Origin of the sequence: Parasedimentitalea huanghaiensis (assembly GCF_009753675.1) — a bacterium.
GTDB classification, from domain to species: Bacteria; Pseudomonadota; Alphaproteobacteria; order Rhodobacterales; family Rhodobacteraceae; genus Parasedimentitalea; species Parasedimentitalea huanghaiensis.
Genome location: NZ_WQLV01000002.1, coordinates 144,454 through 169,991, shown reverse-complemented (window position 1 = coordinate 169,991; position 25,538 = coordinate 144,454). Strand labels below are relative to the sequence as shown.

27 protein-coding genes are annotated in these 25,538 nt (G+C 55.1%); 8 read left to right on the top strand and 19 right to left on the bottom strand.

The genetic code is table 11. From position 1 onward, the window contains the following. The first annotated feature begins 18 nt into the window (after positions 1-18). Positions 19-687 carry a glutathione S-transferase family protein gene (locus GO984_RS04440; protein WP_157021367.1) on the top strand — a complete coding sequence of 223 codons (669 nt, stop codon included), beginning with the start codon at positions 19-21 and terminating at the stop codon, positions 685-687. Here GO984_RS04440 and deoD read toward each other — a convergent pair. The 4 genes from deoD to GO984_RS04420 form a co-directional block, all read right to left on the bottom strand. After that, positions 680-1,384 (bottom strand): purine-nucleoside phosphorylase, encoded by a 705-nt coding sequence (gene deoD / locus GO984_RS04435; protein ID WP_157021366.1) that lies wholly within the window; start codon positions 1,382-1,384, stop codon positions 680-682. The two genes, GO984_RS04440 and deoD, sit on opposite strands and share 8 nt — an antisense overlap. 22 nt (positions 1,385-1,406) lie before the next feature. Beyond that, complete coding sequence (locus GO984_RS04430; protein WP_157021365.1) at positions 1,407-1,724, bottom strand: H-NS histone family protein; 318 nt, start codon at positions 1,722-1,724, stop codon at positions 1,407-1,409. A 136-nt stretch (positions 1,725-1,860) separates the two neighbouring features. Next, positions 1,861-3,825, bottom strand: a complete 1,965-nt coding sequence (locus GO984_RS04425) for a protein meaA (protein WP_157021364.1) — start codon at positions 3,823-3,825, stop codon at positions 1,861-1,863. A gap of 167 nt (positions 3,826-3,992) precedes the next feature. Then, entirely contained in the window at positions 3,993-4,328 is a 336-nt protein-coding gene (locus GO984_RS04420; RefSeq protein WP_157021363.1) for a hypothetical protein, read from the bottom strand. Between the two features lie 540 nt (positions 4,329-4,868). On the opposite strand from GO984_RS04420, the gene ccrA reads away from it, so the two are divergent. From ccrA to GO984_RS04390, 6 genes are all read left to right on the top strand, one after another. After that, the gene (ccrA, locus tag GO984_RS04415) at positions 4,869-6,155 is read left to right on the top strand and encodes a crotonyl-CoA carboxylase/reductase (protein ID WP_157021362.1); all 1,287 of its coding nucleotides are present in this window, start codon (positions 4,869-4,871) and stop codon (positions 6,153-6,155) included. 229 nt (positions 6,156-6,384) lie between these two features. Further along, positions 6,385-6,603, top strand: coding sequence for a hypothetical protein (locus GO984_RS04410; protein ID WP_157021361.1), 219 nt, complete (start codon positions 6,385-6,387; stop codon positions 6,601-6,603). Further along, positions 6,542-7,261 carry a helix-turn-helix transcriptional regulator gene (locus tag GO984_RS04405; RefSeq protein WP_157021360.1) on the top strand — a complete coding sequence of 240 codons (720 nt, stop codon included), beginning with the start codon at positions 6,542-6,544 and terminating at the stop codon, positions 7,259-7,261. Before GO984_RS04410 ends, GO984_RS04405 begins: the two co-directional genes overlap by 62 nt. Before the next feature lie 91 nt (positions 7,262-7,352). Then, positions 7,353-7,991, top strand: a complete 639-nt coding sequence (locus tag GO984_RS04400) for an acyl-homoserine-lactone synthase (RefSeq protein WP_157021359.1) — start codon at positions 7,353-7,355, stop codon at positions 7,989-7,991. Positions 7,992-8,055: 64 nt separating this feature from the next. Then, the gene (locus GO984_RS04395) at positions 8,056-9,582 is read left to right on the top strand and encodes an AAA family ATPase (protein WP_157021358.1); all 1,527 of its coding nucleotides are present in this window, start codon (positions 8,056-8,058) and stop codon (positions 9,580-9,582) included. Next, positions 9,579-10,313, top strand: a complete 735-nt coding sequence (locus GO984_RS04390) for an SDR family oxidoreductase (protein WP_157021357.1) — start codon at positions 9,579-9,581, stop codon at positions 10,311-10,313. Before GO984_RS04395 ends, GO984_RS04390 begins: the two co-directional genes overlap by 4 nt. A 44-nt stretch (positions 10,314-10,357) precedes the next feature. Here GO984_RS04390 and GO984_RS04385 read toward each other — a convergent pair whose 3' ends face one another. The 12 genes from GO984_RS04385 to GO984_RS04330 form a co-directional block, all read right to left on the bottom strand. Continuing rightward, positions 10,358-11,122 carry a TIGR02186 family protein gene (locus tag GO984_RS04385; RefSeq protein ID WP_157021356.1) on the bottom strand — a complete coding sequence of 255 codons (765 nt, stop codon included), beginning with the start codon at positions 11,120-11,122 and terminating at the stop codon, positions 10,358-10,360. Between the two features lie 2 nt (positions 11,123-11,124). Further along, positions 11,125-12,045 carry a sulfite exporter TauE/SafE family protein gene (locus GO984_RS04380; protein ID WP_157021355.1) on the bottom strand — a complete coding sequence of 307 codons (921 nt, stop codon included), beginning with the start codon at positions 12,043-12,045 and terminating at the stop codon, positions 11,125-11,127. A 320-nt stretch (positions 12,046-12,365) separates the two neighbouring features. Further along, positions 12,366-13,331, bottom strand: coding sequence for an ABC transporter permease (locus tag GO984_RS04375; protein WP_157021354.1), 966 nt, complete (start codon positions 13,329-13,331; stop codon positions 12,366-12,368). Then, positions 13,331-14,425, bottom strand: a complete 1,095-nt coding sequence (locus tag GO984_RS04370) for an ABC transporter permease (RefSeq protein WP_157021353.1) — start codon at positions 14,423-14,425, stop codon at positions 13,331-13,333. The genes GO984_RS04375 and GO984_RS04370 overlap by 1 nt, the downstream gene beginning before the upstream one ends. A 1-nt stretch (position 14,426) precedes the next feature. After that, a complete protein-coding gene (locus GO984_RS04365; protein WP_157021352.1) occupies positions 14,427-15,959 on the bottom strand; it encodes an ABC transporter ATP-binding protein in 1,533 nt (510 codons plus the stop codon). A gap of 144 nt (positions 15,960-16,103) precedes the next feature. Further along, positions 16,104-17,099, bottom strand: coding sequence for a BMP family lipoprotein (locus GO984_RS04360; protein WP_157021351.1), 996 nt, complete (start codon positions 17,097-17,099; stop codon positions 16,104-16,106). 167 nt (positions 17,100-17,266) lie between these two features. Then, positions 17,267-17,701 carry a GNAT family N-acetyltransferase gene (locus GO984_RS04355; RefSeq protein ID WP_245231005.1) on the bottom strand — a complete coding sequence of 145 codons (435 nt, stop codon included), beginning with the start codon at positions 17,699-17,701 and terminating at the stop codon, positions 17,267-17,269. Then, a complete protein-coding gene (gene tsaB / locus GO984_RS04350) occupies positions 17,694-18,290 on the bottom strand; it encodes a tRNA (adenosine(37)-N6)-threonylcarbamoyltransferase complex dimerization subunit type 1 TsaB (RefSeq protein ID WP_157021350.1) in 597 nt (198 codons plus the stop codon). The genes GO984_RS04355 and tsaB overlap by 8 nt, the downstream gene beginning before the upstream one ends. Beyond that, a complete protein-coding gene (locus tag GO984_RS04345) occupies positions 18,280-18,846 on the bottom strand; it encodes a NifU family protein (protein ID WP_157021349.1) in 567 nt (188 codons plus the stop codon). Before GO984_RS04345 ends, tsaB begins: the two co-directional genes overlap by 11 nt. Positions 18,847-19,020: 174 nt before the next feature. Continuing rightward, positions 19,021-19,476: a universal stress protein gene (locus GO984_RS04340; protein WP_138161464.1), complete on the bottom strand. Its 456-nt coding sequence runs from the start codon at positions 19,474-19,476 to the stop codon at positions 19,021-19,023. 21 nt (positions 19,477-19,497) lie between these two features. Further along, complete coding sequence (locus tag GO984_RS04335) at positions 19,498-20,568, bottom strand: AbrB family transcriptional regulator (protein WP_157021348.1); 1,071 nt, start codon at positions 20,566-20,568, stop codon at positions 19,498-19,500. Further along, positions 20,561-21,424, bottom strand: a complete 864-nt coding sequence (locus tag GO984_RS04330; RefSeq protein WP_157021347.1) for a branched-chain amino acid aminotransferase — start codon at positions 21,422-21,424, stop codon at positions 20,561-20,563. The genes GO984_RS04335 and GO984_RS04330 overlap by 8 nt, the downstream gene beginning before the upstream one ends. 796 nt (positions 21,425-22,220) lie before the next feature. Between GO984_RS04330 and GO984_RS04325 the strand changes: the two genes are divergently transcribed. Then, a complete protein-coding gene (locus GO984_RS04325) occupies positions 22,221-23,114 on the top strand; it encodes a DMT family transporter (RefSeq protein ID WP_157021346.1) in 894 nt (297 codons plus the stop codon). 67 nt (positions 23,115-23,181) lie between these two features. Here the strand turns inward: GO984_RS04325 and GO984_RS04320 are convergent, their stop codons facing one another. From GO984_RS04320 to paaD, 3 genes are read right to left on the bottom strand one after another with little or no spacing between them, the layout of a single operon-like run. Further along, positions 23,182-23,943 carry a Phenylacetic acid catabolic protein gene (locus GO984_RS04320; protein ID WP_157021345.1) on the bottom strand — a complete coding sequence of 254 codons (762 nt, stop codon included), beginning with the start codon at positions 23,941-23,943 and terminating at the stop codon, positions 23,182-23,184. Positions 23,944-23,956: 13 nt separating this feature from the next. Further along, positions 23,957-25,030 (bottom strand): 2Fe-2S iron-sulfur cluster-binding protein, encoded by a 1,074-nt coding sequence (locus GO984_RS04315; RefSeq protein ID WP_157021344.1) that lies wholly within the window; start codon positions 25,028-25,030, stop codon positions 23,957-23,959. A gap of 10 nt (positions 25,031-25,040) precedes the next feature. Next, positions 25,041-25,514 (bottom strand): 1,2-phenylacetyl-CoA epoxidase subunit PaaD, encoded by a 474-nt coding sequence (gene paaD / locus GO984_RS04310; protein WP_157021343.1) that lies wholly within the window; start codon positions 25,512-25,514, stop codon positions 25,041-25,043. Positions 25,515-25,538 lie beyond the last annotated feature (24 nt).

Genomic DNA, 25,538 nt, shown 5'->3' with positions numbered 1-25,538 from the left:
ATCTACATGGAGTACCCAATGACTGACTACCACCTGATCAGCCACGATCTTTGCCCTTATGTGCAGCGCGCCGTCATTGTGCTGACAGAAAAACAAATCCCGCACCGTCGTAGCTATATCGATCTTGCCAACAAACCTGAGTGGTTCCAGAGGATTTCTCCGCTGGGGCGGGTTCCGCTTCTTCAAGCAGAGGGCCGCGTGCTTTTTGAAAGTCAGGTAATTGTCGAGTATTTGGACGAAGTCACCCCAGGCACGCTGCATCCCAGCGATCCACTGGACAAGGCACGACATCGAGCATGGATCGAATTTGGTTCGGATGTTTTGAAAACAATTGGAATATTTTACAATGCGCCCGACCATAAATCATTTGCTCAGGCGCGATCTGCGCTATCGACCAAATTGTCGCGGATTGAAGCAGAATTGGACGGCCCACTATTCCAAGGCGAACAATTCCATATGGTCGATGCGGTCTGGGGAACAATTTTTCGATACTTTGATACCTTTGATCTCATTTTAGATCAGGAGATTCTGGCGGCATTCCCCACTTTGAAAGCCTGGCGGTTTGCACTGACCAATCGCACCTCAATTAAAAATGCCGTGCCAGATGGGTATCCGGCACGGCTAATGTCGTTTTTGGCGCGGCGCCCCGGTCCAATGGGAGAGCGGGCGCGCAGTGGGGTCAGCTAAAGGCTGCCTCCAGAGCAATCTCCACCATTTCGGCGAAGCTGCGTTCCCGTTGATCCGAAGGTAGCTCTTCGCCGGTGATCAGATGGTCAGACACTGTCAGTACGGCCAGTGCGCGCCGTCCATGGCGCGCGGCCAGATTATACAGTTCAGCGGCTTCCATTTCGACGCCCAGAATGCCATGCCGCACCATCTGTTCATTCAGGTCAGGGCGTTCATCATAGAACACATCCGAGGAATAGATGCCGCCAACATGAGGTGTAGATCCCTTGGCCTCGGCTGCGCCGACTGCTGCGCGTAACAAGGACCAATCTGCACAGGGGGCAAAGTTCAGCTCTTTGAAGATCCCACGGGATGGGGTGCTCAGGGTGCTGGCGGTCATAGCTACAATTACGTCACGTAGTTTGATCTTATCCTGCATGGCACCACAGGATCCAATTCGGATCAAAGTCTGGGCATCAAAGTCTCGGATCAACTCATTGACGTAAATCGACAGCGACGGCATTCCCATACCGCTGCCCTGGATGGTGACACGATGTCCCTTCCAGGTTCCCGTAAACCCCAGCATCCCACGCACTTCATTCACCAGACGCACATCCGACAGGAAGGTTTCAGCCGCCCATTTTGCGCGATAGGGATCGCCCGGCAATAAGACGGTTTCCGCAATATCTTCCTTTGCGGCACCAATATGAATCGTCATGTTTTAAATCTCCGCTTCTGGATCAGATTTCCAGATCAGAGATATCGGCGCCAGAAGTCAAGGCAGTATGAATCCAATGCGGCTTGCGACCCCGACCGGTCCAGGTTTCTTCTGGGTTCGCCGGATTACGATATTTGGGTGCAGCTTTTGAACGCTTACCTGACGAACGTCCGCCATTAGAAATTTCCTCAAGCGAAAAACCGAATTCTGCGGCGGCCTGTTCTGCAGCCTTTAATGCGGCTAGACGCTCACGTTGTTCGGCGGATTTTAGGGCTTCATCAACATCAGTTTTGAGTTGCAGAAGATCTTTGCGCGACATTTCCGCAAGGTTGAGGGTCATTTGAGTCTCCAATTTGTAGTACCTACGCCAACTAATTAGCGCGTATCAGCTTATGGCCCAATTGGGAGACGTATTTAAGCGCCTTTTTCTCATTTTTTGTGTTGCCGCCTGATTTTTATTATTATTCTACAACCATTTAGGGCGTCGCCAATATCGTGATATCACCCATGATTGAATTTAGTTCGAAATCTTTTGGGGTATAAACGCGGGCAACACCCATTTGTTTTAGAGTATTCGCATCATCGTCAGGAATGATACCACCGACGATCACCGGAATATGCGCTAGGCCGGCGGCACGCATGCGGTCCATTGTTTCCTGAACCAATGGCAAGTGGCTCCCCGACAGGATCGACAGGCCAACTACATGGGCCTGATCTTCGATCGCTGCGGCCACAAGTTCGGCGGGCGTCAGGCGGATTCCATCATAGGATATATCCATCCCGCAGTCTCGGGCACGAAAGGCAATCTGTTCAGCACCGTTTGAGTGGCCGTCCAGTCCTGGCTTCCCGACAAGGAATTTCAAACGACGCCCCAATTTGTCACTGACGGCGTCCACTTTTTCGCGCAGATCATCCAAGCCTTCGGTTTTGTTGGATACCGAACCTGATACACCGGTGGGGCCTCGATAGGTTCCATGGGCCTTGCGCATCTCTTCTGCCCATTCGCCAGTTGTGACGCCAGCTTTGGCTGCGGCGATTGATGGTGGCATGATATTGTCACCGGCTTTGGCTGCTGCCCGCAAGGCCGCCAAGGCTGTTTGCACCTCAGAGTCATCACGATTTTGCCGCCAATCGTTCAGGCGAGAAATCTGTTCTTGTTCGACAGCAGGATCGACAACCATGATGCCGCCATCTTCCGTTTGCAACGGCGAGGGTTCGCCCTCAGTCCAGCGGTTGACGCCAACCACTATGGTTTCGTTACGTTCAATCCGGTTCAATCGTTCGGCATTAGAATCCACCAAACGTGACTTCATATATTCGATCGATGCCACTGCGCCGCCCATGCCATCTAGGTTGGCCAGTTCAGCGCGAGCGCCGGTCTTTAATTCTTCAACCTTACGGTCAACCGCCGGGTTGCCCTCGAATAGGTCTTCATACTCCAAAAGATCAGTTTCGTAGGCCAGAATTTGCTGCATCCGCATCGACCATTGCTGATCCCAGGGCCGGGGCAATCCCAGTGCTTCGTTCCAGGCAGGCAATTGTACCGCACGGGCGCGGGCTTTCTTTGACAGGGTGACGGCCAGCATTTCGATCAGAATACGGTAAACATTGTTTTCTGGCTGTTGTTCGGTCAATCCCAGAGAGTTGACCTGTACACCGTACCGAAACCGGCGAAACTTTGGATCGCTAACACCATAACGGGTTTCGCAAATCTCATCCCACAGATCGACAAAGGCGCGCATCTTGCACATTTCGGTGACAAAGCGGATGCCAGCGTTGACGAAGAATGAAATTCGCCCAACCACTGCCGGGAAATCTTCGGCTGGAACCCGTGGTTGCAATTCGTCCAGCACGGCCTGTCCGGTGGCCAAAGCAAAGGCCAGTTCCTGTTCTGGCGTCGCGCCTGCCTCTTGCAGGTGATAAGAACAGACGTTCATCGGATTCCACTTGGGAACGTTACTATAACAGTACTCGGCGACATCCGCGATCATCTTCAGGCTGGGCTTAGGTGGGCAAATATAGGTGCCTCGGCTCAGGTATTCCTTGATCAGATCATTTTGCACAGTGCCCTGAAGGCCGCGAATATCTGCGCCTTGCTCTTCAGCTACAGCAATATAAAGCGACAATAGCCAAGGGGCGGTAGCGTTGATCGTCATAGAGGTGTTCATCTGATCCAAAGGGATCTGGTCAAACAAGGCGCGCATGTCACCCAAGTGACAAACAGGGACGCCTACCTTGCCCACTTCGCCACGGGCCAGCGTGTGGTCGCTGTCGTATCCGGTTTGGGTTGGCAGATCAAAAGCAACTGATAAACCGGTTTGGCCTTTAGCAAGGTTACTGCGGTACAGCGCGTTTGAAGCCGTGGCGGTAGAATGGCCTGCGTAAGTCCGGATCAACCAAGGGCGATCTGACTTACCGTGCTGGTGGTCTGTATTTGTCATCAGGCGCCCCGCGTCTCGATTGAAATTTTATTTCGTCTCGAGCTGGATACGTGAAAGAATACACCCCTGTCAATTCGCTGCATTGCGGCAATTGATAATTTTCGCTCAAAAAAGCGCACCTACTTCTGATAGGTGCGCTTGCTTGTGTTCTAGAGCTACCCTGCGCGTCAATTATAGGTATATGTGCCGATTTCGCAGATGTTGACATTTTTCCTGATTAACTCGTCGCCGTCGTCGAACACGGCCTTGAAGTCAAATTTGCAATAGCCGGTACCATCGTCAAAATTGATCATCACAGATTGGCCTGACCCTAATACATCAGGGCCCAGGATGTCTTCTTCCCATGAGCGCGACCCTTTATTGGATCCATAGAATTCGACCAGAACGTAACCCGTTTGATTTACAATACGCACTCGTCGATCCAAGGCAGCGGCTGGAATTACCGTTGTTGCGGATATTGCAAATGCAGTTAAAACGGTGAGTAGATGGCGTTTGGAAAGCATGGGGTTCTTTCTTATCAGAGTTGCATTTTTGGCGCTGCCCTCTGATGAGGCCTGCGCAGGTTAAGCACTGTTCCTCTATATATATTAGTACAGATTTTTGATGTGGCAACAATTGGTTGTGACAAGCCTAATCGCGGTTTCAGGCGAAGAAGCTAACGTTTCAGTTTTCAGATGTGTGCGGGTGCCAGCGCTGAATAACGGTTTTCGGTGTCGTTGATTTGCTATCTGACTTGCCCGATCGTTTCGGTGTTTCAGCAAATTCCACATAACCAAGTAGGACCAAGCAAGAGGTATGTGGGGCTGTTTTTCCACTTGAACCCTTTTGAGATAGCTCCACACTTTACTTCAGATTGTTGCGAGCGCTGGATGTTGGAGGCAGGAAACCAAAAACCGAGAGCTGAAAATGCCGAAGTGGCGTCGACGAGTTATAAAATTTCAAAAATGCGGCGAAAACGGTTGCTTTATTTCTCGCCCGTTTCTATTTCCTAGATAAAGCCACGATTCTGCGTCGCGGCATAACGAGGCAAATTGGAGGCTGTTATGGCTCTGGATACCAACATTGATACGCTATCGTACGAGGCCGCTGAAAAAGATCTGTATGAGATGGGTGAGATGCCACCTATGGGCTATGTCCCCAAACAGATGTATGCTTGGGCTATCCGAAAAGAGCGCCACGGCAATCCGGACAGTGCGATGTTGCAAGAGGTTGTAGATGTCCCTGCAATAGATAGTCACGATGTGTTGGTTCTGGTGATGGCCGCTGGTGTTAACTACAACGGTGTTTGGGCTGCCTTGGGGCAACCAATCAGCCCTTTTGATGGCCACAAGCAACCCTATCATATTGCCGGATCTGATGCGGCTGGGATTGTTTGGGCAGTGGGTGACAAGGTTAAAAAGTGGAAAGTTGGCGACGAAGTCGTGATCCACTGCAATCAGGATGATGGTGAAGACGAAGAATGTAACGGTGGCGATCCGATGTTCTCGACCAGCCAACGGATTTGGGGCTACGAGACGCCGGATGGTTCGTTTGCGCAGTTCACGCGTGTGCAGGCGCAGCAACTGATGCCACGCCCCAAACATTTGACCTGGGAAGAAAGCGCTTGTTATACACTGACGCTTGCGACCGCGTATCGGATGTTGTTTGGCCACCACCCACACGAGTTGAAACCAGGACAGAATGTTTTGGTTTGGGGTGCATCAGGTGGTTTGGGCTCTTATGCAATCCAATTGATCAATACCGCTGGCGCCAATGCGATTGGGGTGATTTCAGACGAAGACAAACGCGAGTTTGTGATGGGGCTGGGCGCCAAGGGTGTCTTGAACCGCAAAGATTTCAACTGCTGGGGGCAAATGCCAACGGTGAACACCCCGGAATATGGCGCTTGGTTCAAAGAAGCCCGCAAGTTTGGCGCGGCGATTTGGGAAATTACAGGTAAAGGGAACAACGTCGACATCGTGTTCGAACATCCCGGCGAGGCGACCTTCCCGGTTTCGACCTTTGTCTGTAAAAAGGGCGGCATGGTGGTGATCTGCGCAGGAACCACTGGGTTCAACCTGACGCTGGATGTGCGATACATGTGGATGCACCAAAAGCGTTTGCAGGGTAGTCATTTTGCCCACCTGAAACAGGCAGCTTCGGCTAACAAACTGATGCTGGAGCGCCGTTTGGATCCCTGTATGTCCGAGGTGTTTTCTTGGTCCGACCTGCCAGACGCCCATATGAAAATGTTCCGCAATGAACATAAACCGGGCAATATGTCGGTGTTGGTACAGGCGCCAAAAACTGGCTTGCGCACCCTTGAGGACGTTCTGGAGGCAGGTCAATAACGCCTGTCTCGCAGTTGCGGGCTTTGCTTGCAGGCCAATAGTACCCAACGCCCGCGAATCACTTGCTGATTTGTGGGCGTTTTCACAACCAATGGACGTGATGTTTGATTTCATAAGCTTGAAATACTCAGCCTCACTATTTTGGGGGAGTAAGAAACGGCGAGTATTCATGTCGTATGTATGCATGTTATTGCCGGTTGACGATAATTTTGCGGAATAGGGCACTGCAATGACTGAAAATGACTGGTTGCTAGACGTTCTCGTTGACCTTCAAGCCTTTGCCACTGCAAATGGTCTCGGGGCTGTGGCTGAGCACTTGGGGGAAACACTCAAAGTTGCACAGGCTGAAATTTCGTCTCAGGAAGAAAAAGCTGGTGCGCAAACGGATGGCGAACAGAGTCAGGTTGGATCAAATCTTAGAGTCGTTGGAGGTGACCAACACTCTTGAGGGTCTTCAGGAGATCATAGAAAGAGTGCGCGACCTCTTTGCTATTGATCACATGATGTACCACTGGGTCGATAGCGCTGGCGACCACTACTATTTTGGAACCTATTCTCAAGCCTGGATCGATCAATACCAAGACAAAAACTACGTTCGAGTTGATCCGGTAATTGCGGGCTGCTTTCAGCGCTTCCACCCTGTAGATTGGAAACGGCTGGATTGGAGTGGTAAGCCTGCAAGAGCATTTCTTGATGACGCTCTGGAGCATGGTGTTGGGAACCAGGGGTACTCGGTGCCAATCCGAGGCCCCAACGGGCAGTTCGCTCTTTTTACAACCAGTCACAATTGTTCAGATGAAGCTTGGGAAAAGTTTACAGAAAAGCGCAGTCGCGACTTGATTCTGATGGCGCATTTCTTCAACCGAAAGGCATTGGAGTTTGAAACCGAGCGGGCACCAGAACAGTCGCGCGCTTTGTCCCCGCGTGAGATCGACGCCATGACGCTGTTGGCGATGGGGCACAGTCGCGCACAAGTGGCAGAGACGCTGGAAATTTCCGAACATACCCTTAGAGTATATATTGAAAGTTCCCGGCATAAACTGGGCGCGCAAAATACCACACATGCAATTGCTCAGGCAATGGCACGCGGGCTGATTGTTGTTTAACGGTCTGTTTCCATTTCTTAACGTTAAAATTATGAACCATTAACCATTCTGACCGTAGGTTTTCCCCACTTTAATCCAAAAGGGGACAGCTATGCTGCGCTATATTTACGCTACGGACCTACATAAATTTTCTGATCTGGCAAATTCCATGTTCAAGGATAGGGCTGATCAATTCAAAACCCGGCTTGGCTGGGCAGTAAACGTTGATGAAAACGGCGAAGAACGCGACCAATACGATCATTTGAATCCGCTCTACGTAATTTGGGAGGAGGCGGATGGATCACATGGCGGGTCCATGCGCTTTTTACCAACCACAGGTCCAGTTATGGTTAATGATGTGTTTAGTAACCTTAACGGTGGAACTCATATTTGTAGCCCATTGATTTGGGAATGCACAAGGTTCTGCCTCTCACGCAAGGCGAGTTCGCATGTGGCCGGGGCCTTGACCCTTGGTGGAACAGAGATCATGCGCAACTTTAGTGTTGAGCATCTGACGGGTGTTTTTGACCACAGAATGATCCGAATCTACCGCAGCTTGGGTTTTTCACCTGAAGTGATTGGTAGCATTGGCGAAGGTCGTGACCGAATTAGTCTTGGCCTGTGGGAGTACTCGCGTGAGATCTACCTAAATGTTGCACAGCGGGCGGGGATCACCCCCGAACAGTCGCAAATGTGGTTTGATCGGTCTTTTGGCATGTCAGCTGAACAACCAATGGCAATGAGTGCTTAATAGAATGGGGGGATAGCGGGGTTGGCCTCTGGTGAAGCCAGCCCCACGCCTGTAGGGTCGCGCCATGACATCGCTCCCCATTCAGTTCTCAGAAGACCAAGCCGCTGCTTATGACAGCGTAATTGAAATGTTGCGTCATGCAGGTATCGACCTGGACGATGGCCTGCTGCAGCCCCCCCGCGGCGAAGGAGGCGTGATGGCCCTGATCGGCAAGGCCGGATCGGGAAAGACACTTTTACTGGCAGAGCTGTACAAAGCTTTAGAACAGGCTGGGGTGGAAGTGGTTTCAGGGGACTATGAAAGCCGCAAAAAAGGTGACCGTCGTACGCTGGCAATTCTGGCACCTACAAACAAGGCAGCCTCGGTTCTCCGGCTGCGAGGCGTTCCTGCAACTACAATTCACCGTATTCTATATACGCCTATGTATGATCCAGAATATGAGCGGTTGGCCGAATGGTTGACCGGCAAAGGCGACCCTCCGGAAATTGAGGGGCTGACGGAAGAGGCACTGGCCCGTGCGGCAGCGTTCTATGAGCGCAATAAATCAATTCCCGGTGCGCTGGCGTCTGCAGGTTTACGCGGATCAGACTTTATTACCGGATGGAAACGTCGCGAAGAACCATTGGACATTGGGTTTGTTGATGAATCCTCGATGCTGGATGAGCGGCAGTTTAATGATCTGAAAGAGATCTTTCCAAACTTGTTGTTGTTTGGCGATCCAGCCCAGTTGGCACCGGTAAATCAATCCGGTTCTATGGTGTTTGATGCGCTACCCGAAGAGCGCAAGTTGGAGTTGCACCGTATTCACCGTCAGGATGCTGACAATCCGATCCTGGACCTTGCTCATGCCCTTGCCGATCCGCAACTGACATTTCAGGATTTTGAGCGGATGATCGAAGATACCGCCAGGCGGGACGAGCGCGTGGTCTGGGGGCAACGGGTCGAGGTTGACCTGATGGCGCGATCTCCGGTTTTGGTCTGGCGCAATGCGACCCGAATTAAGCTGATCAATGCGTTTCGAACCGTACATGGGGCGCCCGAAGATGAGTTGATGGAGGGTGAACCGTTGATCTGCGACGGTATCGAACTGCCAATGAAGCACCGCAAGAAGCGCTTGGACCTCGAGGCGCGTGGTCTGATTAAAGGGGCGCAGGTGATCTATCTTGGGCCAGGCCGCAAGCCGGGTTTTTCACGGTTGCATGTGATGGGGGCCGAAGACCCACAAGTATCGGCGGCTTCGATTGTGAAGATTGAAAAACCGGAGGAAGAAGAACCCTTTATTCCCTTCGCGGCTCGCATGGGGGCAACCTTTCTGCATGGTGCGGCTGTGACCATACACAAGGCGCAGGGGTCTCAATGGGCAACCACCCAAGTGTTTGCACCTGATCTTTTCGTTGCAGCGCGGATGGGCCGGGTTGAAGCTGGGCAACCGCTGTGGAAACGGCTGGCCTATGTCGCGATTACCCGGGCACAGGAACGCTTGATCTGGGTCGTTCGCAACCGGCTGGCCAAACCAAGCGCGCCGTTGCGCGTGGATGATTTGCGAGGGGTACCGGCACCGACGCTGAAATTGGAGATCGAAAGCGAATGAAAACGATTTTAATTACTGGCGCCAGCTCGGGGATCGGTCGGGCCGTTGCAGAATTGTTCTTGGCCGAAGGCTGGACTGTTGGCTTATTGGCGCGGCGGAAATCTGCACTGGAAGAGGTGGCAGAGGGCCACGCCAACGCGGTTGTTCTGTCTGCGGATGTGACCGATCCGGCAGCTGTTGATGGTGCCTTTAACCGGTTTGCCATGCAGGCCGGGCGATTGGATGTGATGTTCAATAATGCCGGTATCTTCACCCCCGGCGGCACCATCGATGAAATTGCGTTGGATGATTGGTTTGCCTCGGTGAACGTCAACCTCAACGGGATGTTCCTAGCTGCCCGTGCTGCGTTTAGGCAGATGCGACATCAGTTCCCACAGGGCGGGCGGATCATCAATAACGGGTCGATTGCGGCCTATGTCCCTCGGCCTAATTCGGTGCCCTATGCCACGACCAAAGCGGCGGTCACTGGGTTGACGCGCAGCCTGTCCCTAGATGGGCGTCCCTTTGATATTGCATGTGGACAGATTGATATTGGCAACGCACGTACACCTATGGTCGAGGATCTTAGCTATCGGTTGCAACAGGATGATCCTGAGGCTGAACCAATGCATAGCTTTGCAGTCGAAGATGCCGCACGGTCGGTGCTGCATATGGCGCAACTGCCGCTAGAAGCAAACGTGCAGTTTATGACAGTGATGGCAACCAAAATGCCCTATATCGGGCGCGGCTAAATAGGCGCGCGACTGCATCCACCCCTCGGTGGTGGATGCGGTTTTTAGTTGTTGCGCAACAGCCGGAAGGCTGCAGAGGCGCCCCAACCTGCAGCGATAGCAATTGCCAGCGACATTAGCCCATAGAGAAACGGTTGTTCGCGTGACATGGTAAACAAGAACCGTTCGAGCCCAACCTTGCGCACGTCGATGGTGGTTTCATAGCTGGAAACTACCTTGCCGCTTCGGGTCAGAAAAATACGGGCAGTATAATCGCCTTCGGTCAAATTGGCCGGCATATCGATGGCCGTGCGAAACAGCGTCTGCTGATCAACGGCTACAGTGTTTTCGCGCACAGCATAAAGCTGTTCGTTCGCCCGTACCCGTACTACTGCGTCAGCAAATTCCTGAGCTCCGCGGATATGCATGGCCGCCCCGACCGAACGAATGGCCCTCTCAATCGAAACGCGATAGCGCAGGTCTTCGATATCCGTCAGCACTTGGTCGAATGGGGCGCTGGTGGCAACGACATAAAAGCTGGGTGCAGAATCAACCAAGACCGCGTCCACATTGACCCAGATACCCAGTTTACGCTCTTTACGTCGTACCAGTACCGGATGGTCGGGGCCCGATACGGTGACAATGACTTCAAGGGGTTCAGTGTCAGGGATTGGCGTTTCACGCTTCACTGCCCCAAAAATCAGGATCTCGGAGCCATCAAAGTCAGCTGTGATTGCAACCCGGTCCTGGCTGAGGCCTAACACAACTTCTTCTTCGGCTGCTTGAACCGGCAGGGCAAATATCAAGGCAGCGATGAGCAAGCGACGCATGATTAATGTCCTCCGCCGGCGCCAAGCGAGAACAGCTCGGAGGGGGTCAGCAACAGGTCGAGAGCAAGCTTGCCGCAGACAATAAGGACCATCAGCGCAAGCAGGATCCGCAGTTGCTCGGCCTTCATATAGACACCGATCCGGGTCCCAATCTGGGCGCCAATGACGCCACCGATCAGCAAAAGCACCGCCAGAACAATGTCTACTGTGTAGTTGGTGGTGGCATGCAGCATGGTGGTAAAGGCGGTCACTGTAATGATCTGGAACAGCGAGGTCCCGATCACGACCTTAGTGGGCATGCCCAGTATATAGATCATTGCTGGGACCATGATAAATCCGCCGCCAACGCCCATGATGGCAGCCAGAATACCGACGCAAATGCCGACCATAACAGGTGGAATGACTGAGATGTACAGACCTGACGTGCGAAACCGCATCTTCAATGGTAAGGCGTGAATCCAGCTGCGTTGACGTCGTGCAGCGGGGGCTCCGCCAGCTTTCTTGGACTTGCGGATAGCATTGAGGCTCTCAATAAACATGAGGCCGCCGACGACGCCAAGGAAAACTACGTAGCAAAGTTTAACCAGGAGATCGACCTGTCCCATGGCCTTCAGGTAATTGAAAACCAAGACCCCCAGCGCGGCGCCCACAAGACCACCGGCCTGTAAGACCAGCCCCATTTTGATATCAACCGTTCGCCTTCGGAAATGCGCCAGGACCCCCGAAAAGGAAGAGGCCACAATCTGGTTGGCCTCGGTGGCGACCGCCACGGCGGGTGGTATGCCGATAAAGAACAGCAACGGCGTCATCAGAAAGCCACCGCCAACGCCGAACATGCCGGACAATATCCCGACCATGCCCCCCAATCCGAGAAGAAGGAAAGCGTTGACCGAAACTTCGGCGATAGGAAGGTAAATCTGCATAAGAACTAGTTAGACCGGAGATTTACGTAAAATCAACTGCCGATGCCGCCCTGCAGCACGCAGGACTGATCTGCGTGGCAAAACTGGACCTATTGTAGTCGGTGGATCTTCAGCCAAGGAAATCTCCCGCGGTTGCAGGGTGTACCGGCTTTGCCGGTACACCCTGAACAAACTTGGGCCTGGCGCCGTGCGGCGCACGGCGCCAGGCCCAACGGGAGCGGGCATCGCAGATGCGCAAGCGACGGGCGGGAGTTCCCGTTGTCAGAAAAGACAACGCCCGGCACAGGACCGGGCGTTGGTAGGGCTGAAGCGGTTTTTGGCTAGCGTTCTTTCACATAGGGTTCGCCACCGGCTTTTGGTGGAATGGCCTTGCCGACAAAGCCAGCCAGGATCACCACAGTCAGGATATAGGGCAGGGCGTCCATGGCCTGAACGGGGATGGTAAGACCGCCCAATTCGATGTTCTGGAACCGAAGTGCTACGGCCTGCAACAGACCAAACAACAGGCAGGCACCCATAGCGTGCCAGGGACGCCATTTGGCAAAGATCAGCGCTGCCAGAGCAATATAGCCACGGCCTGCAGTCATGTCTTTGACAAAGCCCGCCTGTAGTGAGGTGGCAAGGTAGGCACCGGCCAAGCCGCAAAGCAAGCCACAGATCATCACTGCAGCAAAGCGCAGGCCAACAACGGACACACCCGCTGTATCTACGGCCGCCGGGTTTTCGCCAACTGCGCGCAGACGAAGGCCAAACCGGGTTCGAAACAGGATCCACCAGGTTGCGGGAACCGCCGCAAAGGCCACGTAGACCAGGATCGAGTGACCAGACAGCAATTCCGAATAAATCGGGCCGATGAATGGCACGCCAGCGACGCTATCGGCAAAGGGGAAGGTGATCGGGCCAAACCGGCCCTCAGCCAGCAACGACGGCGTACGCCCCCCCTGTTTGAACCAGCTTTGCGCAACCAAAACTGTAAAGCCCTGAGCCAGCATCGTTACCGCCAGACCTGAGATCAGCTGGTTGCCGCGAAAGGTGATCGATGCCAACCCGTGCAGAGCGCTAAGAACCAGAGATGCGGTGACACCTGCTAACAGTCCGAGCCAGACATTGCCGGTGACAGCCGCGATTGCAGCGGAAAAGAAGGCTGCAGCCAGCATCTTGCCCTCAAGACCGATGTCGAAAATACCAGCGCGTTCAGAGAACAGACCAGCCAAACACGCCAGAAGCAGAGGTGTGGACAGACGAACGGTGCTGTCCAGCACTTGGATAAGTGTCAGGAAATCCATCAAGCTTTCCCCTTCCGCAGCGTAACGAAGATTTTCTCAAGTGGCATCCGAACCATATTGTCCAGTGCTCCAGTGAACAGGATTACCAGCGCTTGAATGACAACAATCATTTCACGCGGGATTTTGGTCCAAAGGGCCAGCTCAGCTCCGCCCTGGTACAGGAACCCAAACAGGATGGCGGCAAGGAATACGCCAAAGGGGTGCGAGCGCCCCATCAGGGCCACCGCGATGCCGATAAAGCCAGCGCCTTCGGTCGAGTTCAGAACAAGCCGTTCCGCTTCGCCCATTACGTTATTGGTGGCCATCATGCCTGCTAACCCACCGGAAATCAGCATGGCGATCATGGTGATCTTCACGGGGGAAATACCGGCATAAAGCGCACCTTGTTCCGATTTTCCGAAGGCGCGGATTTCAAAGCCCAGTTTGGTGTGCCAGATCAGCAGCCACACTGCAAAGCAGGCCGCGATGGCGACCAGGAAACTAACATTTGCTGGTCCGGCCTTGTTGAAGGCAATACCAAGCGGGGCCAGAATATCATGCAAGGACGGAAGATGCGTCGCCTCGGGGAAGCGCGCAGTTGCTGGGTCCATCGATCCGGCAGGACGCAGCAGGTTGACCAGTACATAGTTCAGCACCGCTGCGGCGATAAAGTTGAACATGATGGTGGTGATTACGATGTGGCTGCCGCGCTTGGCTTGCAGATAGGCCGGGATTGCGGCCCATGCTGCGCCAAAAATGGCGGCGCCTGCTGCGGCTGCAATCAGGGCAATCGACCAATGTGGCCAAGGAATATAGAGACAAACCAAGGCTGCCCCCAATCCGCCCAGCATCGCCTGACCTTCACCGCCGATGTTGAACATGCGGGCGTGAAAGGCGACGGAGACGGCCAGACCGGTGAACAGGAAATTGGTCGCGTAATACAGGGTATAACCCCAGCCATAGGTTGACCCGAGTGCACCATCGACCATCAACTTGACCGCGGCAATTGGATCTTCGCCAATTGCGAGGATCACCAGTGCAGAAATGGCTGCGGCCAATATCAGGCTGATCAAGGGAATCAGCACCACATCGGCCCATTTGGGCATTTTGTCCATCTTATGTGGCCTCCCCGGCAACACCGGCCATTAGTAGGCCTAGTTCTTTTTCGTCGGTCTCATTCGGTAGGCGCTCGCCCATGATGTGACCATCAAACATCACCGCCACACGGTCGGACAGTGACAGGATTTCTTCTAACTCAACGCTCACCAGCAGGATTGCTTTGCCCTGATCACGCAGCTCGACGATCTGTTTGTGAATGAATTCGATGGCGCCAATGTCGACGCCACGCGTGGGTTGGCCGATCAAAAGCAATTCCGGGTTGCGTTCAATTTCTCGCGCAACAACAATTTTTTGCTGGTTCCCACCTGAGAAGTTCTTGGCCGCAAGCCATGGATCCGGCGGTCGCACATCGAACTTTGCCATCTTGGCTTCTGTGTCTGCCTGCAAGGCTGCATTATCCATCAACATACCACGCTGGTAAGCTGGGTCGCGGTGATAGCCAAACGCGACGTTTTCCCAAGCGTGAAAGTCCATGATCAGGCCTTCGCTTTGCCGATCTTCGGGTACATGTGCGATATGGGCGCGGCGACGTGCCTGACCGTGAGAGCCGGGCCCATGTAGCGGCAGTTCTGCGCCCTGCATGCGAATGGAGCCAGTACCGCTCCGCATCCCTCCCAGAACCTCAAGAAGCTCTGATTGGCCATTGCCGGCAACCCCGGCAATGCCAAGGATTTCTCCCGCACGGACTTCTAGGTTGATGCCTTTGACCCGTTCAACACCGTCCTCGTCGCGAACCGAAAGATTTTCGATCTCCAGCACCGGCGCTCCGGGTTTAGCGGGTACTTTGTCGACCTGCAGCAGCACTTTGCGGCCTACCATCAACTCGGCCAGATGGGCGGGGCTGGTTTCAGCAGTTTTGACTGTGGCGGTCATCTGACCACGACGCATAACCGAGACTGTGTCGGTGGTATCCATGATCTCACGCAGCTTGTGGGTGATCAGGATGATGGTTTTCCCTTCTTCACGGAGTCGGTGAAGGATTCGAAATAGTTGGTCGGCTTCGGCGGGAGTGAGAACTCCGGTGGGCTCGTCCAGAATTAGAATATCTGCTTGGCGGTACAAGGCCTTGAGGATCTCGACCCGCTGTTGCTTGCCAACACCGATTTCATCGATGCGCGCGTCAGGGTCGACGTTCAACTCATATTCGGCGGCCAGTTCTTTCAGAATTCTGCGGGCCTTGGACAGTGATGGTTTTAGCAGTTTGCCATCTTCGGCACCAAGGATGATGTTTTCCAACACTGTGAAATTTTCCACCAGCTTGAAGTGCTGAAAGACCATGCCGATACCGGCAGAAATCGCGGCTTGGCTATCCGGGATCACGGTGTTCTTGCCGTTGATCCAGATTTCCCCCTTATCAGCCTTATAGAACCCATACAGGATGCTCATCAGGGTGGATTTTCCCGCGCCGTTTTCACCGATGATACCGTGAATGGTACCGGGGGCAACGCTGATCGAAATGTCTTTGTTGGCTTGGACGGGGCCAAAGGCTTTGGAGATGCCTTTTAACTCAATGGCGGCGGGTTTTGTCATGTGTTGGTAAACCTGAAAAGCCGACCGGACAGAACTGACGGACCAAATGGTCCAAGTGTCGGGATGGGCGAAATAGATTGTTTCAGCGGATATCACGTTGATGCAGGCAGCCAGGCCGCCTGCATCACTGATAAAAGAACCGGATTAGAAGTTCAGAGCCGGGCAGCTGTCATCGGACATATAGTCGTGCACAGCCAGTTCGCCGCTGGCGATCTTTGCCGATGCCGCATCTACAGCGGACTGCATGTCAGCGTTAACCAGCGATGCGTTGTTGTCGTCCATTGCGTAGCCGACGCCGCCATTGGCCAGGCCCATGACGTTAAAGCCGGTTTCCATATCAACACCATCGGTGAAGGCTGCAAACACAGCATTGTCGACGCGCTTCATCATCGAGGTCAGAACTTTGCCTGGGTGCAGGTGGTTCTGGTTGCTGTCTACGCCGATCGACAGGATGTTCTCGTCAGCTGCGGTTTGCAGAACGCCTACACCGGTCCCACCAGCCGCAGCATACACCACGTCAGCACCCTGGCTGATTTGGGCCTTGGTCAGCTCAGAGCCTTTTACCGGGTCGTTCCATGCAGCTGGTGTTGTACCAGTCATGTTGGCAATAACCTTGGCGTCTGGGTTTGCAGCCATAACACCCTGGGCATAGCCACAAGCGAACTTACGGATCAGCGGAATGTCCATGCCGCCGATAAAGCCAACGGTGCCGGACTTGGAAGCCTGAGCCGCCATCATGCCAACCAGATACGAGCCTTCGTGCTCGTTGAACACAACCGAACGCACGTTTGGCGCATCAACAACCATGTCGATGATGACAAACTTGGTGTCAGGGTAATCAGCAGCAACCTGACCAAGTGCATCAGCAAAGGCAAAGCCAGCCATGACGATCGGGTTTGCGCCCACTTCGGCAAAACGGCGCAGAGCCTGCTCACGCTGAGCTTCGGACTGCAGTTCGATCTCACGGAAAGTTTCGCCAGTTTCTTCGGCCCATCGCTGCGCGCCGTTAAAGGCAGCCTCGTTGAAGGATTTGTCGAACTTGCCGCCAAGGTCAAAGATCAGGGCTGGCTCGGCCAGAGCTGCGCCAGCGGTCAGTGCCATAGCAGCAGCGGCTCCCATCAGGGATTTCATCAGAGTCATTTGGGTACTCCCGGTTTTGTTTTTGTTTGGGGCATTTAGCAAAGCCAGCCGCCCAAGTATGAGATGTTTCTCAAAGGGTGCAGCAATTAAGGCCGTAGCCCGGGCAGGGGGTCAACCGCTTTTTGACCATTTGGTGTGATTCCGGCCTCTTGGCCTTGGGTCAAGGGCTATTTGTTTGGCGTTATGGCCCGTCGCATCAGTATCGCATCCACTGATCGACCGGTTTCGCGCGCATAATAAGCGGGGCGATTCCCGCAAGATGAGTAGCCCGCTGAGCGATAAAGGTGACACGCTGCGTCGTTGTCTGCGGCCACTTCCAGAAAGGCGGTTTGCGCACCGCGTTGCATTGCGATGCTTTGCCAATCCAACATCAAAGCGCGCGCTAATCCCTGGTTTTGGTGTTCAGGGTGGGTAGCGATGGTCAGTAGCTCAGCCTCGTCCACTATTACACGCACCAGCGCAAAGCAGCGTGCATCACCCACCGCAAACGTAAATGGGCTGTCCAACAAATCGGCAAATTCAGCCTCGGACCATGGGCGGGATTGCGTAAACGCCGCCGCATGGGTGGCAGCCATGGTCTGTGGTGTCGGTGCGTTAGTCATCAATCAATGCCGGGGGCACGTCTCGCGATGGGGCTGCGTCTGCTGCGCGCAGGTACAGCGGCGCGGGGGCTTCGGTCACTGTTTCAAAGTGCAAAGCTGCGTACCGCGCAATGGCGGCGGCGAGTTCTGGTGGGCTTGCCTCAGGCGCAAAGGTCAGCCCGGCATCGCGTGCGGCCTGGGCTGCTTCAGGCGCAGGCATTAGACGCGGTGCTTGGCCTGGTAGGGCAGCATAGACTTGCTTTCTGGGGGCGGGGATCGCAGCAAGTTCACCCGTTGCCTTGCGAGCGTCGAAACCGGTCACACCAACGGCAGGGATCTCAAGCCCTAGCGCCAATCCGCGGGCAGCAGAGACTCCAATGCGGATGCCTGTGAAATTGCCGGGGCCAACACCCACACCAATCGCGGTTAGATCTTGCCAACTGGCGCCGCCCTCGGCCAAAACCTCTTCCAGCAGCACCATCAGCCGCTCGGCCTGACCGCGATTCATCAGTTCCAGCCGTTCAGCAAGGATCCGGTCGCCCTGCAACAAAGCGGCCGCGCAATGCGCGGCCGATGTGTCAAATCCCAGTATCAGTGGTTCAGACGGCAACGGGCCGGACCTCGGTCACTTCGGGGATGTAGTGGCGCAGCAGGTTTTCGATACCCATCTTTAGGGTCAGGGTAGAAGAGGGGCAGCCAGCGCAGGCCCCCTGCATGTGCAGGTATACAACGCCGCGGTCAAAACCATGAAAGGTGATGTCGCCACCATCCTGTGCCACGGCCGGGCGGACGCGGCTGTCCAGAAGTTCTTTGATCTGGTCGACGATTTCGCCATCTTCCCCGGAGTGTTCAGCATGACCTGAAGCTGGGGCTGCACCATCATCGGCCATCACTGGCTGACCCGACTGGTAGTGTTCCATCACTGCCCCCAGAATGGCAGGTTTGATATGGTCCCACTCTACATTCTCGGCCTTGGTCACAGTGACAAAATCATTGCCAAAGAACACGCCAGCAACGCCGCTTACCGCAAAAATGCGTGTTGCCAGAGGTGATTTTCCGCTTGTTTCTGCGGTCGGGAAGTCAGCTGTGCCAACCTCCAACACCGTCTGACCCGGAAGAAATTTCAGCGTCGCCGGGTTCGGCGTGGATTCAGTCTGAATAAACATGTTGGGTCTCCGTAAAGCTGATACCGATATGCGCTCGACGGCAGGGCAAGTCAAGGATTAGAACGATTCTAATCTTTGTGTGTCCTGTTTTCACGCGCAATGCCACCCCATGTGTAGCTGCCACCCCTGCGCGTGACGGCCGACACAGTCTTTGGTTCTCGCGCCGTTCTAGGTTCAGGTGATCGCTTCCAGCTTTTCTTTGGACAGATCGCCCGGCACCACCGTAATCGGGATAGGCAGGCTACCCGACGAGCGGCTGAGTTGGCTCACCAGTGGGCCGGGACCCTTGCGGTCATTGCCTGCACCCAGAACCAGCACCCCAATATCAGGATCTTCCTCAATCTGGGCGATGATTTCCGGTACGGGTTCGCCTTCGCGGATGACCAAGACCGGGTCAATACCCTGACGATCGCGCATCCATTTGGCAAAAACTTCAAAATGCGCGTGGATACGCTCACGGGATTCTTCACGCATCATCTCACCGACGCCAATCCAGTGATTGAATTCATCCGGTGGAATGACCGACAGGATCTCTACTCCACCGCCAGTACTGGCCGCACGCATAGCGGCAAAGCGCATGGCGTTCAGGCATTCACGGCTGTCATCCAGCACCACAAGAAATTTGCGCATTACGGTCCTCCACAATCTTACTTAATCTGCCCGAGGGCTTGGCCGCTGTCCATTCATTTCCTTAGCGGACTGTTTGTGGATTTTTGTTGCATAAAGCGTCAGAACAATTGCGAGTACGAGAAGGCGAAACACATGAGCGGCTGCAACAAAACTGGGGTCAGCCCCCATCGCTGCCGCGACAATGATCATTGTTTCCAGACCACCGGGTGCGAATCCAAGTAAAACATCGATGATCGGTAGTCCTGAAACATGGGCGGCTGGTATCGCGAAGAGAATAGCGAGTCCCGAAGTCAGCACGACGATAGTGAGGCCCGCCAACAGGCTGTGGCGCAGCTCTTGCCAGCTCATGCCACTAAACCGGGTGCCGATCAGGCTGCCCATCAAAATCAGGGCACCCTGTGCCAGCCAGTCCGGAAGTGTTCCGGTGGTCAGCGAGGCAAGGTGAGTTGTCGCTGCCACCAGTATTCCGGCCAACAGGGTTGGGGCCGGCAGCTTTAGCCAGTGCAAAATTGGTGACAGAGCCACCGCTCCGGCAATCTGTATTAGGACCCAGATCCAAGACGAGGTGATAACACCACGAGGCAAGCCGGGGCCGATATCCATTCCAGCAGCCTGCGCGGCAAGGGGGATCACCAGCGTCAGCGCCATAAGGCGGATAGAGGCTAAAACCACGGGTCGGGTCAAAGACAGGGACAAGCTGTCGGCAAGAGCAATAACCAGGCTCAGGTGGCCCGGAGCAGAGGCAAGGAAGGCTTCGTGCCGGTCAAACGGCAACAGCCGGGGAATAAGCCACTGCCCGATCCACGGCGTGATCAGTGTCAGAACACCCAGTATTGCAAAGGCAATAGGCCAGCGCATCATAGCGTGGATGCTATCTGGACCAATCAGTGATCCGATACTCAACCCGACCAGTAAAAAACCAGCGTTGCGAAGTCCCGAGGCAATCTTTGTCTGAATGCCCCACAGACCGGCCATCGCAACTGCCACGGCGGGCCCGGCCAATAGGGCCATGGGCATGTTTAGGCTGAGCGCCACCAAAGCACCGATCACCCCAATGACAAGGGTCACGATGCCTTGACGGGTGTCAGCCATTGGATTGGGCCCAGTCCCAGTACATCTCGCGCACTTGTTTTGCGACGGGTCCAACTTGGTACTGGCAGTCGTCAAATGCGGTGACCGGGGTGACTTTGCTCATGTTGCCAGACAAGAAGACTTCATCTGCCGCTTCAAAATCAGCATAGCCCAGCACCGTTTCGTGCACGGTGACGCCATTGGCGCGCAGATTTGTGATGTGGCGGGCACGGGTGATCCCGCTGAGGAAGGTTCCATTGGCGATCGGTGTGAACACTTCACCATCCCGCACCATAAAGACGTTGGTGGTGGCGGTTTCGGCAACGTTGCCCAGTGCATCCAGTACCAGTGCGTTGGCAAATCCCTTGGCGCGCGCCTCAGCCAGCATCCGGGCGTTGTTGGGGTACAGGCAACCTGCCTTGGCATTGACCACTGAACTGTCCAATACCGGGCGACGGAACCGGGAGCGGGTCAGGGTGGTGGTCGCTGTTGGCGCGGCCATCGGAATTTGCTCCAGGCACAGTGCAAACCCTGTGGTATCCGTTGAGGGTACAATGGCGGTCACATCTCCGTCGATGCCCCAGTACATCGGTCGGATATAGACCGCTGCGCCTTTATCATACATCGCCAGACCTTCGCGCGCGATCGCAACCATGTCTTTGGTGGTGACGGTAGGGGCCAGCATCAGGGCCTCAGCCGAACGGTTGACGCGGGCACAGTGCAAATCCAGATCCGGGGTCATGCCATCAAACAGGCGCGCCCCGTCAAACACAGAGGAGCCAAGCCAGGCCGCGTGATCTGCCGCCCGCATGATAGGGACATTGCCGTCCTGCCAGCTGCCGTTGAAATAGGTGCGGATATTGCTGCCGGTTGCCATGGGGGTGCCTCAAGAAAGAAATGGAGTTTTGCGAAGCCTAGGCAGAGATGGGTCAGTCGTCCAGACCTTTATGCATTGTAGTGACCACGTTGCTTTGTACCGCAAACGGCGCGACGGTCTGCCGAAAAATAGTTAGCTGCTGCCGAAAGACTTTTCATTCAGGCCAAGGCTTGTCGGTTGCGTTGTTCCACATCTTTTCAAATTCCTCTCGGGATGAGGGGGTAAGCGGCTCGGGGGGGGCTCCGGATTGTTTAAAAAAGGACCATGAACGAGCGATCGAAATTTTGGTTCGCGACAGCCTGGGCCTTCTCGCTCGGCAAGTTTGATACTGCCACCTATTGCCCGTCCGTCGTCAATCATCTCGACGATCCGGTGAACCACGTCGGTGGCTTCGTCGACTTCATAGTAGAGCCTACTCAGGATCGTTCGAGTGGATTTCGGCTTCGATGGTTAGCATAGGTATGGTTTATTGCTGCTAGTTTTTTGAGTTGGCTCGTTGCCGACTGCGGATAGAGGCTGATGTGGCAGGACGTTTGTCAGACCTCGCGCACTATGGGGGGATGCGTACCTTCGACGTCTGTTTCGTTGACAGGATGACTGCACCGCAGGCACGCGTACGCTGAGCCAGAGTTATGCTTGCGCGCTAAAATCATCGGCGGCAGGGAGTGTGATTCCACTGTGGGTTTTGGCAACACAATGGGGCGTCCAGAAACTCTGTTCGACTGCTCTGTCTAAGGCTTGTGTAGACCCCGCGTTGTGGACATGGTGGCGCAATTCAGTCTTTTTGGAAAATAGTATGAACAGGCTGCGCGCTTTGACAGTACGATCAGAAGCCGCCAGCGCCGCGTTGGTGCTGGGCGGGGCCTTATGGGGGGTGATCTGGCTGCCGTTGCGATTTCTGGCCGGGTTTGGCTTGGAAGGCGCTTGGCCGGGTGTGCTAATCTATAGCGCCGCGACGCTGCTATTGTTCCCGCTGGCTTGGCTTGTGCGGGCATCGTTGAGTGCGCATTGGCGGCAATTGATACTCTGCGGCCTGCTGACTGGCGGGGCATTCAGCCTCTATTCCACAAGCCTGCTGATGACCGACGTGGTGCGCGCTGTGTTGCTGTTTTACCTGACGCCAGTCTGGGGGACAGTGCTGGGGCTGATGTTGCTGGGCGAACGACTGACCTTGGCGCGCGGGTTAGCGTTGGTGTTGGGCCTCATAGGGCTGCTGGTGGTGTTGGGCGGCGGTGACGGCCTGCCTCTGCCGCGCAATCTGGGCGATGTGCTGGCGTTGTTGTCAGGGCTTGCTTGGGCCTTTGGCACCTTGCAGCTGTATCGTATGGGTGCGGTGGCCGTATCCACGCAGGTCTTTGCGTTTATTCTCGGCAGTCTGATTGTGTCCCTGGCGTTGGTGGCGCTTGGTGGGGGGCAATTTGGCGGAGTGCCCTCTGGCGCGATGCTGGGTCTCGCGACGCCTTGGGCGCTGCTGGCTGCGTTGTACGTCCTGCCGATGTTGTTTCTGACCATCTGGCCCGCGACCCTGTTGTCTCCGGGCCGTGTTGGTCTGCTCCTGATGAGCGAGGTGGTGGTCGGGGTTGCTTCGGCTGCAATCTGGGCGGGGGAGCCGTTTGGTTGGCGTCAGGGGGCGGGGAGCTTGCTTATTCTTGCGGCAGGTGCAGTGGAGGTTCTGGGCGCGCGCCGCTAGGCGCGCCATGCCCAACGGGGCAAGGCATTTATGCCTTTGACCGGGCGGGAGATCAACGCGCCGATTCTCAGTGCGCTGGCTTTAACCCGTGTTTTACCAGCGAGGCAGAGGCCTCGTCCTGCCAGCGGTTTTTTTGCGCGGCATTGCTGGTCTTGCGCAGGCCCATGGCCTTGAGGCCCTCGAATTTCTGAGAACTCTCATCACCAAAGCTGGCGGCGACGCGGGGCCACCAGTAGTTTACGGAGTCTTGCAGCGCGGCGCGATCACCGTGTTCAGACAACAGCGCCAAACCCTTGTCAGCGAGTTCGGTATGCGCGGCCTCGATTGGGGCTATAGTGCGAAATACCTCGGCCAGGGGTTGGTAGGAGACATGCGAGAGCTCCTCAAGCTGCACCGCAGCGGCAAGACCCATCAACAAGTTCATCACAACCGCATCTGCCCAGCCATGAAGTGGGTAGTTGAAAACTGATAAGCGCATATCGTGGTCACTGCGCTGCTGACCGATGTCGGCGTCACGGGGCAGGCGCGTGGTCCAGGGGTGATGGCTGACGTACCGCTCAGTATTGGCGCCAAACTCTCCCATCAGCTCGAGCACACGATTGGCGTTCGCGGTCTTTTCCAATACAATCTGCGCGGCGGCCATGCGATCCCGCACGCCGGGGCCTGCGTTGATCATTTCGGCAAAGCCAGCGGTGCCGGCCAGTTCGCTGTCGACAAAAATCGCCATGATCTTCATCAGTTCTGCCCGGTAACGGGGGGGCGTGTTGCTGGGGCTGGTCAGAACGCCGCCAGCGGCTAGGTAGCTTTCAATGCTCATGTCGTCTGCCATGGTCGCGTCCTCCCTATTGATCGTAATCTACAACAACGGTGTCGGTCACCGGATAGGCCTGACAGGACAGCACATAGCCCTTTTCGACCTCGTAATCCTCAAGTGCGTGGTTGGCGGCCATTTCCACTTCGCCCTCAATCACCTTGCACCGGCAAGTCGAACAAACCCCGGCCTTACAGGCAAAAGGCGCGTCCATCGCGTTTTCAAGTGCCGCATCGAGGATCGACAGATCCTTGCCCATTTCAATGGTGCGGGTCGCGCCATCCAGTGTGATCGCCGCCTTGGTTTGGTTGCCGCCGCTGGCTGCATCTGCTGCACTGACCTTGCGCTTGGCGCGACCGGGCTGCGAGCTGGCGAACAGCTCGAATTTGATTTGGGCGTCGTCCATGCCCGCGGTGCGCAGGGCGGATGCAATGCCCAGCATCATTGGCTCGGGGCCGCAGATAAAGGCAGTGTCGGTGTTCTCGATGTCGATCCAGTGCTCAAACAGCTGGGCGCATTTGTCCTCGGTCACCAACCCGGTAAACAGGTCGATTTCCTGCGCGTCGCTTTCCAGAATGTGGATCACGTTCAAGCGTCCCATATAGAGGTTCTTCAGATCCTCCAGCTCCTCGCGGAACATGATCGTGTTCACGCCTTTGTTGGCATAGACCAGCGTAAACCGCGAGTTGGGTTCAGCCGTCAGTGTGGTTTTCAGGATAGACAATACCGGGGTCACGCCCGATCCACCCGCAAAGCCAAGATATTGTTTGTGCGCACCGTCTTCGAGTGGCGTGAAAAAGCTACCCATCGGCGGCATCGCTTGCAGGGTGTCGCCCACCTTCAGCTCGGTATTGGCCCAAGTAGAAAAAGCGCCGCCGTCAACCCGTTTGATCCCCACCTGCAGGATGTCTTCATCCTTGCCCGCGCAGATCGAATAAGACCGGCGCAATTCTTCACCCTCAAAATCGCGGCGAAAGGTCAGGTACTGGCCTTGGGTGAAATCAAAATGCTCTGCCGCGCCATTGACGGGCTTGAGTGTCACCACGACAGCGTCGCGGATGGTCTTGTGGATGTCTGTAACAGTCAGGTCATGAAAGCGCGCCATGGGTGTCTCCTCAGATGCACTTGAAATAATCAAAAGGTTCAAGGCAGTCCTGGCAGCGCCAGTGGGCCTTACACGGGGTCGAGCCAAACTGGCTGACTTTGGTGACGTTCTTGCTGTGGCAGTTGGGGCAACGTTCTGGCCCGCCTGCGGGTTGCGGCGGGGCGATGCCGTATTCTTCCAACTTGGCGCGGCCCTTGTCGGATAGCCAATCGGTGGTCCACGCTGGCGAAAGCTGGCGTTTCAATTCTAGTTTTTCGATGCCGTGGTCGCGCAGGGCGGTTTCGATATCCAGATTGATGATCGAGGTGGCTGGGCAGCCCGAGTATGTAGGGGTCACAGCGACGGTCAGGGTGTCATCGTTCCATTTGATGTCGCGAATGATGCCTAGATCAACCAGCGAGATCACAGGGATTTCCGGGTCTGGCACGGCTTCCAGCCACTCCCAGATCTGGGTCACACTTGGCTTTTCTTGCAGTTGGCTCATGTGATTACCTTTACCCTTGATGCC